This is a genomic window from Phocaeicola plebeius, from assembly GCF_003437535.1.
Classification (GTDB): Bacteria; Bacteroidota; Bacteroidia; order Bacteroidales; family Bacteroidaceae; genus Phocaeicola; species Phocaeicola plebeius_A.
In genome coordinates this window covers 221,244-234,631 of record NZ_QSQT01000001.1, presented here as the reverse complement: position 1 = coordinate 234,631, position 13,388 = coordinate 221,244, and the positions used below count along the sequence as shown (strand labels likewise).

7 protein-coding genes and 1 pseudogene are annotated in these 13,388 nt (G+C 46.2%); 2 read left to right on the top strand and 6 right to left on the bottom strand.

Annotation, left to right across the window (positions count from 1 at the left end):
• Positions 1-79 precede the first annotated feature (79 nt).
• From DXD04_RS00945 to ruvB, 3 genes are read right to left on the bottom strand one after another with little or no spacing between them, the layout of a single operon-like run.
• Positions 80-1,438: a TIGR00341 family protein gene (locus DXD04_RS00945; protein ID WP_117670079.1), complete on the bottom strand. Its 1,359-nt coding sequence runs from the start codon at positions 1,436-1,438 to the stop codon at positions 80-82.
• A gap of 53 nt (positions 1,439-1,491) precedes the next feature.
• Complete coding sequence (locus tag DXD04_RS00940) at positions 1,492-2,982, bottom strand: oligosaccharide flippase family protein (RefSeq protein WP_117670077.1); 1,491 nt, start codon at positions 2,980-2,982, stop codon at positions 1,492-1,494.
• Between the two features lie 8 nt (positions 2,983-2,990).
• On the bottom strand, positions 2,991-4,016 hold the full coding sequence (ruvB, locus tag DXD04_RS00935; protein WP_117670075.1) for a Holliday junction branch migration DNA helicase RuvB: 1,026 nt from the start codon (positions 4,014-4,016) through the stop codon (positions 2,991-2,993).
• A gap of 119 nt (positions 4,017-4,135) precedes the next feature.
• On the opposite strand from ruvB, the gene DXD04_RS00930 reads away from it, so the two are divergent.
• Together DXD04_RS00930 and mnmA are read left to right on the top strand one after the other, a co-directional pair.
• Positions 4,136-4,942, top strand: a complete 807-nt coding sequence (locus DXD04_RS00930) for a 4Fe-4S binding protein (protein WP_117670073.1) — start codon at positions 4,136-4,138, stop codon at positions 4,940-4,942.
• Positions 4,943-4,958: 16 nt separating this feature from the next.
• Positions 4,959-6,086 (top strand): tRNA 2-thiouridine(34) synthase MnmA, encoded by a 1,128-nt coding sequence (mnmA, locus tag DXD04_RS00925; RefSeq protein WP_117670071.1) that lies wholly within the window; start codon positions 4,959-4,961, stop codon positions 6,084-6,086.
• A 76-nt stretch (positions 6,087-6,162) separates the two neighbouring features.
• Here the strand turns inward: mnmA and DXD04_RS00920 are convergent.
• The 3 genes and pseudogenes from DXD04_RS00920 to DXD04_RS00910 form a co-directional block, all read right to left on the bottom strand.
• Positions 6,163-7,653: pseudogene (locus tag DXD04_RS00920) on the bottom strand (sulfatase family protein); the annotation flags it as partial.
• Between the two features lie 99 nt (positions 7,654-7,752).
• Positions 7,753-11,334, bottom strand: a complete 3,582-nt coding sequence (locus tag DXD04_RS00915) for a glycoside hydrolase family 2 TIM barrel-domain containing protein (RefSeq protein ID WP_259295944.1) — start codon at positions 11,332-11,334, stop codon at positions 7,753-7,755.
• Positions 11,335-11,347: 13 nt separating this feature from the next.
• The gene (locus tag DXD04_RS00910; RefSeq protein WP_117670067.1) at positions 11,348-13,345 is read right to left on the bottom strand and encodes a family 20 glycosylhydrolase; all 1,998 of its coding nucleotides are present in this window, start codon (positions 13,343-13,345) and stop codon (positions 11,348-11,350) included.
• Between the last annotated feature and the right edge of the window lie 43 nt (positions 13,346-13,388).

The window sequence follows — 13,388 nt, the reverse complement described above, 5'->3', positions numbered from 1 at the left end:
TGCGTTTAATCTAAAACGTACTTGTGTTTTAAACTAAACGTAAAGACGTTTTTTTATGCAATAAAATCCGGCTTGCGGACTATTCCACAATCAGCTGTAAATGAGCATCTCCCGTCTTTGCTTTCAGCCATTTCACGATTTTGTCACGGCTCTTTGAATCAGGCACCCGCTGACAATCAATAATGGCGTATGTCAAGGTGTCTATCCGGGAACTGTCAACCGACAGACGAAGACTCTTTGAAACGGAAAGAGTTTTGATTTCGGGGAACAAGACTTTTAATTCCTGCCCTAACTGCTTACCCATCCAGTCTGAACCGGAAAAGTCAGCCAACTGCTTACGCAGAGTATTGATTTCCTCATCCTGCTCCTTCAAGCGTTTTTCGCTGTTCCGATAGAAATCTTCCATTACCATCGACTTGATGTTGCTGATGTCTACCGCACTGCCGTCTCCCATTCCTTGGAATACTACCAGATTGGTTTTCGAAAGATTATAATCTGCCAGGCGATGCTGGGCGGCTGCAATCTGGTCTTTTGAGACTTCCTTTCCCACAAACACGACCTTTATTTCACGCTTGTCATAGGAGATTTCTCGACTTAAAATCTGAGAGTCAGGGAACTGCAATTCTTCTGCAATGAAATGGTTTGCCGCAGACTGGTAAAAGGTTTCCCGCACAATATTATAAGTAAGGTAGACTGCCGGACACATCGTACCGATGGTTATCCAGATGATATAACGTTTTACCAGCTTTTCACGAGCTTTATCCACAAACTGCTTGCGCTGGAAGTGCATCACCCGCACCCCGATGTAAGTAGCTAGGCTGATGAAAACGGAGTTGATAAAATACAAATAGAAGGCACCTAAGAAATACAACAGATTACCCGTGGCAATGCCGAAACCGGCCGTACACAACGGAGGCATCAAGGCTGTAGCAATGGCTACACCAGGTATTACATTTCCCTTTTCCTTCGTGGCCAATGCCACAATACCGGCCAGACCACCCACTAAGGCTATGAACACATCGTATATGGTAGGCGAGGTACGTGCCAGCAATTCCGACTGAACTTCATCCAGCGGAGTAAAAGAAAAATAAATTGTGGCGGTCGTCACACTGAACAGCGTGGCTACCAGGTAACTTTTCAGTGAGCGTTTCATCAGCTCGAAATCGTTCAGTCCGATAGAAAGGCCCACTCCCATGATAGGTCCCATCAAAGGAGAAATCAACATGGCACCGATAATTACCGCCGTAGAATTAACATTCAACCCCAATGAAGCAATAAAGGTAGCAAAAATCAAGACCCAAAGGTTGGTTCCTTTAAACTCTACTCCACTGCGGATGGCATCTACCGTCAGCTGCTCATCTTCCTTGCTCCGGTTCAAGTCCAGATACTCATTGAAGAATTTACGAAGGAGGAATTTCCTCTTGTTCCCTAGTTCCATACTTATCCGATTTATAAATTACAATTCAGCCTATATGCCCCACCCCACATTTCTTATTTAAAGAAATGGTTGACAAATGGAAGACTCCTTAAAGGTAAATCTTTTTTGATAATAAATGCCACAAAAACCAATATTAATAAGGTGCGGTAGCTTAAACGTAACCAAAGGTTGGCGATAGGTGTTTGTTGCGACAAGACATAAAGCACCAAGGCCAAAATCAGGTAGGTGGTCATCCGCTTCAGCGGATAAGCCACAGGGTATTTTTTCTGCCCGATGAAATAGGATAACAGAGTAATCACGCCATATCCGGCTACAGATGCCCAGGCCGAAGCTACATAACCATAAGTAGGTACCAACCAGATGTTCAGGCCTAAAATCACGGCACACCCGATAAGAGAGAAATAAGCTCCCCAATAGGTTTCATCCGTCAGCTTATACCAGAAAGAAAGGTTGAAATAGATACCTTTGATTATCTCGGCCAGCATCACGATGGCTACTACGCTCAGCCCTTCCCAATAGTCGGAGGCTACCATGTACTTCAGGATGTCCATGTAACCCATCACGGCCAGAAATGCCAAAAGAGAAAAGATAAAGAAGTACTTCATGGCAGAAGAATACATCTTCTTGCTGTCAGCATCTTTATTCTTACCGAAAACAAAGGGCTCGTAGGCATAACGGAAAGCCTGGGTAAACATGGCCATAACCAATGCAACCTTACTGGTGGCGCTGTAAATACCCAGCTGTACCAGTCCCTCCGAACGGTCATCAAACAGATAGGGATAAATCATCTTATCGACCGTCTGATTGAGGATACCGACCAGCCCGAATATCAGAATCGGGAAAGAGTAGTTAATCATGCGCTTCATCAGTACCTTGTCCATACGGTAGGACACACCGCGCAGCTCGGGTATGAAGAAGAATATCTGCAAGGCCGACATAATCAGGTTGGACACGAAAATATATCCCACCAGATAATCGGGGTTATAGAACCAGCTGACGGTTTCGTGCGCATGGACATCGAGCCACGGACATACCAGCAGGAAGAAAAGATTCAGCAGAATGTTTCCTATGATGTTCAGCAACTTGATGGCCGCAAACTTGACAGGCCGCTTCTTATAACGCAGGTAGGCGAAAGGTATACACTGGAAGGAATCGAGGGCCACCACACACACCATCATGGCAATATAGTCGGGATGGTCCGGATACTCCAACAAGGCTGAGAGCGGATGCAAAAAGACCATGCACAGCACCACAAACAGCAGCGAGAGTCCTCCCACAAACAGCAGGGAATTGGCATATACCTTCTGCGCATCCTCGTCCGACTTATTGGCAAAACGGAAAAATCCCGTTTCCATACCAAAGGTCAGCAACACCAGAATCAGTGCCGTATAGGCATATACATTCGACACGACTCCATATCCTCCGGAAGCAGCAGGAAGTACTGCCGTATAGAGAGGAACCAACAAATAATTCAAAAAACGTCCTACGATACTGCTCAGTCCATAAATGGCAGTATCCTTTGCCAAAGATTTTATTCCGGCCATAATGTTTATCAATCAAACAGCGTTCTTTCGCTATTGTATTTACTTTTTCCTAAATGTTTATATGCCAGCTCTGTCACCTCTCGTCCTCTGGGGGTACGCTTCAGGAAGCCTTCTTTTATCAGGAAGGGTTCGTACACTTCTTCCAGCGTACCCGGGTCTTCACCCAAAGCTGTAGCAATGGTGGTCAGTCCCACAGGACCTCCCTTGAACTTGTCTATAATCGTGCACAGAATCTTGTTGTCTATCTCATCCAGACCATACTGGTCGATGTTCAGAGCCTCCAGTGCAAAACGGGCAATCTCCAAATCAATTCTTCCTGAACCTTTCACCTGTGCAAAGTCACGCACACGTCGCAACAAGGCATTGGCTATACGGGGGGTACCACGGCTACGGGAAGCTATCTCTCCTGCCGCATCTGCATCACACGGCACATCCAAGATGCGTGCGGAGCGCAGGATGATGCGTGAAAGTACTGAATCATCATAATACTCCAGGTGCAGGTTGATGCCGAAGCGGGCACGAAGCGGGGCTGTAAGCAAACCACTGCGTGTGGTAGCTCCCACCAACGTAAACGGATTCAGGTCAATCTGTATGCTGCGGGCTGAAGGTCCCTTGTCAATCATGATGTCGATGCGATAGTCTTCCATGGCAGAATAGAGGTATTCTTCCACTACCGGACTCAGACGGTGAATCTCATCAATAAACAGCACATCGTTCGGCTCCAGGCTGGTCAGTACTCCGGCCAAATCACCAGGTTTGTCGAGCACCGGTCCTGAAGTCACTTTAAATCCCACTCCTAATTCATTGGCAATAATGTTGCTCAGTGTGGTCTTTCCTAATCCGGGAGGGCCATGCAACAAAACATGGTCAAGCGCTTCTGCACGAAGTCTCGCCGCTTTTACAAAGATGCGCAGGTTATCCACCACCTTGTCCTGTCCGCTGAAATCTTCGAACTGAAGCGGACGAAGAGCGTTCTCAAAATCACGCTCTTTTCCGGTTGGTTTATAATCGCGTATGTCAAATTGTTCTTCCATAAATTCTTTAAAAGTATGACCACAAAAGTACGAATAAAAGAAGAATCCCCGATGAAGAATCCCGATTTTCGTTTATATATTGTATTTTTGTCTACTACAAAACCTATTAGAATAAGCTTATGACATCAGCAACAACCCAACTCAATGGTACCCACCTGATATTCTTCTCACCCACACAGACCTCGGCCAAGATTGCACGAGCTATCGGAGAAGGCATCGGCATGGGAAGAAGAATGGAAACAGACCTGACGCTGGATGAACAAACCTCCCCTATTGAAATGAACGGAGAACTGTGCGTCATCGCCGTTCCGGTATACGGTGGCCGTGTAGCCGCCACGGCACTCCAGCGCCTGCAACGACTCAAAGGCAACGGCTCACCCGCCATCCTTGTCGTGGTATATGGCAACCGTGATTACGAGGATGCCTTACTGGAGCTCCGTGACACCGCTGTCCAACTCGGTTTTGTACCTCTCACTGCAGGTGCATTCATCGGGGAACATAGTTTTAGTACACCGGAACTTCCCATTGCTGCCGGACGTCCGGATGCAGATGATTTGCAACAGGCCCGTGAGTTTGGAAAAAGCAGTCTGGAAAAATGGGAAAAACTGCAAGCTACCGGAACCCCCATCACAGAATTAACGGTAAAAGGAAATTTCCCCTACAAACAATTGACACCCGGTGCCCCCGCCTGCCCGACTTGCACAGACGGTTGTTTTGCTTGTGGAGAATGTATTGAAGTCTGCCCTACACATGCCATCCATTTCAGTGAAGACCAGAGCTCCATTGAAACAGATATTCACAAGTGTATCAAATGCTGTGCCTGCGTGAAATGCTGTCCAAACGAAGCCCGCGAGTTCAATACCCCGTTTGCTGCCATCCTTCACGAGAAGTTCAGTGCCCGCCGTCAGCCGGAATTATTCTTCTAACACAAAACTTGTTTACATGAAAGAAAGAGAAAAACGGGTACTGGTTGGCATGAGTGGCGGGATAGACAGTTCGGCTGCCTGCATCATGCTTCAGGAACAAGGGTATGAGGTAGTAGGTGTCACGATGCGTACCTGGGACGTGGCCTCTCATTTCACTCCCGGGAATGATCAGCCCAATGAAGTCATAGAAGCTCAGGAGCTGGCAGCACGTTTAGGCATCGAGCACCACGTGGCCGATGTCCGTACGGAGTTCCGGCAGGTCATCGTGCAGTATTTCATTGACGAATACATGCGCGGACGCACTCCCAACCCCTGTGTCATGTGCAATCCTTTATTTAAGGAACGGATTCTGTGTGAATGGGCAGACAAATGCAACTGTGCCTGGATTGCTACGGGGCATTACTGCCAACTGAAAGACCTCAACGGTTATCGTTACATCCTGACCGGAGACGACCCGCTGAAGGACCAGTCCTACTTCTTGTGGAAACTTCCGCAAGAAATTCTGAAACGCATGATGTTTCCTCTGGGAGGAATGACCAAAGCCAGCGTGCGCGATTATTTGGCATCCAAAGGTTTTGAAGCCAAAGCACGAGGAGGAGAAAGCATGGAAATCTGCTTCATCGAAAAAGATTACCGGGAATTCCTGAAAGAGCATTGCCCCGACATTGATGAGAGAATTGGTCCGGGATGGTTTGTGGACAGCAAAGGCCTGAAACTGGGACAGCACAAGGGATTTGCCTACTACACCATCGGTCAGCGAAAAGGTCTGGAGATTGCTTTGGGCAAACCGGCGTATGTGCTGAAAATCAATCCGGCCAAGAATACGGTCATGTTAGGGGATGCCGACCAGCTCAAAACTTACTACATGTTAGTGGAAGACTATAACGTGACCAGCCTGGAGGAGTTACTCAACTGCAAGGAGCTTTCGGTACGTATCCGCTACCGCAGCCGCTCAATTCCCTGCCGTGTAATTCTGCTGGACAACGGGCAACTATTAATCCGGTTTGAGCAAGAGGCTTCCGCTATCACTCCCGGCCAGTCGGCAGTGTTCTACGAAGGGAACCGTGTACTCGGAGGCGGTTTCATCGCCTCGCAACAGGCAATTAAGAAAATAGCTGCTGAGAATGAAGCTAAATTCCTATAGCATACCACAAAAAAATGTCCGGACTGCTCACTAAAGCCATCCGGACATTTTCCATTTATAACTATCTTCTTACGGATTATTCCTTATCCCGTTCCGGCGAGAAACGCACGGGATCATCATATTGTTCCTGCAGTTTCAGCATTTCTGCCTTCAACTCGTCAACCACTGCCTCATACTCCTTCTGTCCGTACAGATTGTGCATTTCGTGCGGGTCTGCCTGCAAGTCGTACAATTCCCATGTATCAATGTCATTATAGAAATGAATCAATTTGTAACGGTCTGTACGCACTCCATAATGGCGTTTCACCATGTGCTCTGCCGGGTATTCATAGAAATGATAGTACAAAGCCTTGCGCCAGTCTTTCGGGTGTTCACCTTTCAGCAACGGCAACAAAGATACTCCGTGCATATCAGACGGAATTTCTACTCCTGCCAAATCCAGAAAAGTAGGTCCATAGTCAATGTTCTGTACCATTTCAGTAATGTCTCCCCGACGAGTGAATCCAGCCGGCAAACGCATAATCAGCGGAGTACGCATGGATTCTTCATACATGAAACGCTTGTCGAACCAACCATGTTCTCCCATATAGAATCCCTGGTCGGAAGTATACACTACCAGCGTATTCTCCAGTAATCCTTTTTCCTTCAGATAGTCCAATACGCGACCCACATTATCATCCAACGATTTCACCGTCTTCATATAGTCGCGCATGTAACGCTGGAACTTCCAGTTGGCCAAATCCTTTCCTTGAGGATTTTTCTTGTAGAAATCTTCGATAATAGGACCATAGAACTTCTCCCATGCTGCACGCTGAGCACTATCCATTCGGCCGAGGAAACTTTCATACAATGTCTTCAAACGAGAGTTTTTGTCCGGGCGAAGCATCTTCAGGTCATAAATCATATCCATGTCCTTCACGATGCTCATTTCCTGAGCGGCAGCCGCTTCACGTCCCTCATAGTCATCAAAGAAGTTATCCGGCAAAGGGAAGGTCTTGTCTTCATACAAGGCCAGATTACAAGTATCTGCCATCCAGTTGCGATGGATAGCCTTGTGGTGAATGAACAAGCAGAACGGCTTCTTGTCATCACGCTTGTGTTCCATCCAGTCGATGGCATCATCGGTAATGATGTTGGTTATGTAACCGTGCTTCTGAATGGTATCATTCTGTTGCGTAATGAAATTCGGATTATAGTAATCCCCCTGTCCCGGCACAATCTGCCAGTAATCAAACCCTGAAGGCAGACTTTCCAGGTGCCACTTTCCGATAATCGCCGTCTGATAACCGGCTTTCTGCAACAGTTTCGGGAAAGTTTGCTGTGCACTGTCGAACACACAAGTAGTATTATCATAGAACTTGTTGCCACAAGAATGCTTGCCTGTAATCATACAGGCACGGCTGGGACCACTCAACGAGTTTGCCACAAAACTGTTCGTGAAGCGCACTCCCTCATTGGCAATGCGGTCCAAATTGGGAGTTTCCATATAGCGCGTATCATAACAGCTCATCATCTGTGCCGTATGGTCATCGGTCATGATATACACAATGTTGTATTGCTTCTTCTCTTGCTTATCAGCCTGCTGACAGGCTGTAGTTACGGCCGATAAAGCAACCATACCGGCAACGGGGTAAAATTTATTCATAAGTATATTTAGGTTATTTGGTTACAAAGCAGATATACGAAGCTTATAGCTCATCGGTTTCTGCGGAATCTGGTACTTCAGCATGGTTTCCGGACCACAACTTGCATTTCCTATTCCACGCAAAGCTGCATCCAGGTGAAGCACTACGTATGGACGTGGCTGCAATTCCCAAGTATGTTTGGTATTCATCAAGTCTTCATCCGTATAACGTAAAGCAGAGAAAGAAACATTGCCCTGTGTCTGGATACGGATACCCTTTCCTGAAGCATCCTTCAAATCCATACTACGCAAACCTTCCCGATTGCCCATAGACTGAGGTTTCACATACTTGCCTGTATCATTTGCATCCAGTGTGTAACGTCCCACAGGACATGCATCCTTACGGTCAACATAGTTTTCCCAAGGACCATGTGCATAATAGTCTACCTGGGTCAAAGTAGAATCCAGCAGGCAAACCAATCCACAGCGACGTAAGTTTGCAGTCTGAGGAGAGAAACGTACATCCATGTCTATTACTCCATTCGGCATAAATGTGTACACAATGTTGGTTGCACACAAAGAACCGCCACGAGAGGTACTTACCTGTACAATTCCTTTATCCACACTTACCTCACACGTACCGGCTGCATCCAGTCCGTTAGCAACTTCCTTAAACAAGTCATTCTCAATCCAGCGGTGGTTATCATACAAGAAACCGCCATTATGACTGATGATTTCCTTTCCAGCCATGTTCAATTGTACCATCTGTCCGGTAGCTTTATCAAAAGCTGCACGGAGGTGCTTGTTATAAAGCATCAACAGTTTATCGGTTTCCTGAATGGTCCATTCATTTTTCTTCTTCTTAAACGTCAGTTGTGGTAAATCGGCTCTCTTCTGCAATTCAAACTGGCAAGCAGCTACTTCATGTCCAGCCTCAGCCCATACAGTAGGTGCTAACATACGTACATGTAAATTGACCATCACTTCATCACCAGCCTTCTTGGCATCTGCCAGGTTTACTCCAGACAGTTTCAGATTCAGCACCGTAGAATCTCCCGGAAGGATATTTTCCAGTTTCAAGCTGTCAGCTCCTACAATCACTCCATTCTTCACGCTTTCCCACTTCAAATCGAAGCCTTTCAATGACAAGAATGCATACTTGTTACGTACCTGTACATTGACCATATTATGAGAAGCATCCGTACCTACACACTTAAAGGCCACATACTGATAAATGGCTTTCACCTCTTTCAGTTTCGGAGATTCTTCACGTGTAGCCGGCACAATACCGTTGGAACAGAAGTTACCCTGATGCGGACCAGGGAAGTCATATCCTGTATGCAGACGGTAAATACCTTTCTTTATTTCATGCGGTTCATAAATAGCCTGGTCTACCCAGTCCCAAATAGCTCCACCGATAGTAGCCGTACTGCCTTCAATACTTTCCCAATATTCTTTCAGGTTACCGATGGCATTTCCCATGGCATGCGCATATTCACACACGAAGAGCGGTTTTTCAAACGCACTTACATGCTCATCCATCCAGTCCATGCTCGGATACATCTTGGAGTAGAAATCACTGAAGCGGTTACCACCGTATGACTTTCCATCACGTGTGCCTTCATAATGTACCGGACGACTATCCAGCTTTTTAGCTGCGTCATAACAATCACGGAAGTTGGCTCCTCCTCCGGCTTCATTACCCAAGCTCCAGAAAATCACACTCGGATGATTGCGGTCTCTCAGCACCATGCGGTCAATACGATCCACGAATGAAGGTATCCAGGAAGGCATGTCACTGATAGACTGGTTGGCATGGTCTTCCAGGTCAGCCTCATCCATTGTGTACAAACCATAGTAGTCAAACATAGCATACATTTTGGCTGCATTCGGATAATGCGACGTACGAATCGTATTGATATTGTTCTGTTTCATGGTCAGCACATCCCACAACATAGACTCTGTTGTCACCGCACGACCATACATCGGATGCGTATCGTGACGGTTGGTTCCCTTGAAGAACACTCGTTTGCCATTCAAGTAAAGCAGTGAGCCTTTCACCTCTATGTCACGGAAACCGTACTTCGTAGAGAAAGCCATTTCATCTTTTCCTCCCTGACGCTGTATCACTTGCACAGTATACAAGGTAGGAGTTTCAGCAGTCCACAAAGACAAATCTGTCAAATCGAATGACACATTAGCCGTACTTACCGGAGAAGAAGGAGCGTATTTCACAGCCACTTCCGATTCGGCTACCTTACGGCCTTCCGGATCTAACAGACGCACCAGCAGATTCTTGGTACCCTTCAGCTTGTCACGGTTATCCAAAGACAACTTCACATTCATGGTTCCACTTTTATAGTTCTTGTCTTTATCCAATAGACAAGTAATGTAATGGTCGCGCACGCTGACTTTCGGTACATTATATAAATACACATCACGGAAGATACCACTCATGCGGAACATATCCTGACATTCCAGATAAGAACCGTCACACCAGCGGAACACCTGCACAGCCAGACGATTTTCGCCCGGTTTCAGGTACTTGGTCACATCAAACTCAGCTACATTGTTTGCTCCTTGTGAATAGCCTACATATTTTCCGTTGAGATACACAAAAGCTGCACTGTAAATACCACCGAAATGAATGAAAGTACGTTTTCCATCCCAGCCTTCCGGCAAATTAAACGTACGTACATACGAACCTACCGGATTGATACCATAGTTCTTTCCGCCATCGTTAAAACCTTTACGTGCCTGAATATAAGGCGGTGTGTTGGCATGCGGGAATTCTACATTGGCATAAATCGGACGGTCGTAGCCCTGCATTTCCCAGTTAGACGGCACAGGAATGCGGTCCCATCCCGATACATCGAAATCTTCCTTATAAAAATCCAGCGGACGTTGTGAGGGTTCTGACACCCAATGGAAAGCCCATGTACCGTTCAGCAGCATATAGGCAGAGTTATGTACTTCCTCCCACGGGCGGTCATAGAAAGCCTTGTCTGCCAGCATATCTTTCTCTGAAGGATAAGGCATATACGTGGCATGACCTGCTTCCTTATTTTCTTCAAAGCGAGTTTCATCTTCCCAGTACACTTTTTCGCGTGCAGCCATACCCGCTCCTTCGGGCATAGGCACGGCGCTTACCCGTATCTGGAACAAAGAAGCTTCCATCGTTTCAGCCTTCTTTCTGTCCATCAACTGCAGACGGCCGTCCTTCTGACATACCAACATAAGCGACGGAGTATTGGCCGGAACCAGTCTCACCCCGTTTGCGGTTTCCTGTATGCTCCACAACTGCGCCTCATCACTTCCGTTTACCTCTGTAACGACCAATGCCTTATGGTCTACGTCAGCTCTCAGCGCCTTGTCTTCGAATACATTCACAAAACGGCAACTTCCCGATAACTCGTTAATGTTCCACTGCTGTTTCTGGTCGTCCTTACTCAAGGATTTCAATATCACAGACGAACCCTTATCATAGCCCAGTACCTTATTTGATACTTTTGCAGGGAATACATTATAAAGCCTGTCTTTATCGTATCTGCTTTGCGAAGATACATTCTGAGCCATCCATACCAGAAGTCCCAGGACCATCAAAAAACGATAAATTTTCATCATAACATTTGCTATATTAAAGTGGAATACATACTAAATTTCTAACTTTTCCTTTAAATCCCATCTTGGTATCTCCCAGCTGTTTCAAGGGGAAAATCAAGGTTTCCCGATACCATAATTTATCTTTTCGCTGCCACTTTTCATTGAAAACCTCTTTCACACGGCCTTCCAGTCTTTCCTGCAGCTGTCCATTTACAAACAGGGAGGTACCCTTTTCATCTCCTTCAATTCTTACTTTTGTCCATTGTCCGGCAGGCAAACGATACGCATGGAACACAAACTCATATCCATCACGACGGAAAGCAAACTTACCGGTATTCTGCCAGTTGGACACGAATTCTGAATGCGGACCTTTGAATAATATCGCATCAGCATTAGGCGTTGCATCCGGACACAATTCAAATTCCACCGCATAGGGATATCCAATTTCATCGACTTCCGTAGTCACCACTTCTGTACCTGACAAAGTCACTTCTTTTCCTGTTTCAGTCAGCGTAGTCTGTTTGTCTACCTTGGCCAACAGGTTTACCCCCGGAGCCTCAGGAGTAACCGCACAAAGCGCCATGAATTGTTCAAAAGGCACTTTATCGGCATTCTCACCTTTCCACATCTTTTCACACGCTACTTGTAACCCAGGGAAAGTACGAAGATGTACATCCTGTTCGCTGATTCCATTACCCACACGGTCGTTCCAGACCGCCAGCATCGCACCCAGGAAGTTGGGATGACGCACAGTCATCTTCGGGTCATCCTTCCGCATCATTTCCGGCATCCAGCTTTCATACAACCACTGATAGTCCAGGAAATCATGGTAATAATTTACGGCCGGAACTATATACAACAACCCGTCGCATAGATTTACGACTTTAGCTCCTGCATCCAGACAAGTCTGTACATCCATCCAGCCATGATTCCATGCACTTACCACCTTTCCCTTCAAATCCACAGGCGTATTTCCTTTCATCATGCTCAAGCTTCCCCATAAACGCGGAGTCTTGCCATATTTTGATACGAAATCAAGATAATGATTTGTAAAATGACGGAACTGCTCTGCCTCTTTCTGATTATATTCATCTGTTCCGATATGAACTTCCGGCCCTACGAACACCGGATTCTCACCCGACAAATACTCGTCAAACAGTACATCCACAAATTCGTAAACCTCCGGTTTGTATAAATCCAGGTGGTCCATACCATACTCTTTCTTATCGGCTGCCAGACGCGGATTATAATGTGTGAAAGCCAATGAATGAGCCGGCACGTCAATCTCCGGTATCACATTTACCCCATAACGTGCTGCCATAATCTGAAAATCACGGAATTCTTCTTTGGTATAAGAACCGTCCTTTGCCGTCAGCCCCGGGAAACGTTCACTTTCCAGACGGAAAGCTGCATACGTCTTGTTCCAGTCATTGTCAAAAAATTCCACAAAGCCATTGTCGTTCAAATGTACCTGCAGCTCATTCATCTTATAGAACGAAAGAATCTTGACATAATCACGCAGGTAATCCATCGTAAAAAACTTACGGCCTACATCAATCATGAATCCTCGGTTCGGATACAAAGGAAAGTCCGTAGCCCGGCCCTTCATCAACCCTTCCGGTTGGTTATGGAGCATCTGGAGCAACGTACGCGTTCCCCAGAAAACACCTTTAGAAGTAGGTGCCTCAATGGTAACCTCACCCTGAATATTCATCCGGTATCCTTCTTCACCCAAAGTTTTGTCCGGCTTACCCAAAGTCAGATAAACAGCTCCTTTTTCTTTCTTTCCTACTACGACACTATACTCCCAACCAAACATTTCCTTCAAATCCTGCACCAGGATTTCGGCCTCTCCTTTCAGTTCCATCTCTTCATCTAAAGAAACAATCACTTTTCCAGTTTCCGGAAGTACCAGTTTTCCTTTTGCCGATTTCCACTGCTGCAAGGCAGGAATCACTTGTGGCACATTCTGGCCTACAGCCATCATCAGTCCACACAACCACATCACACTACATAGAATCAGATGTCTCATTGTATCAAATTTAAAGTTTACATATTTATCTTAAGAAATAACC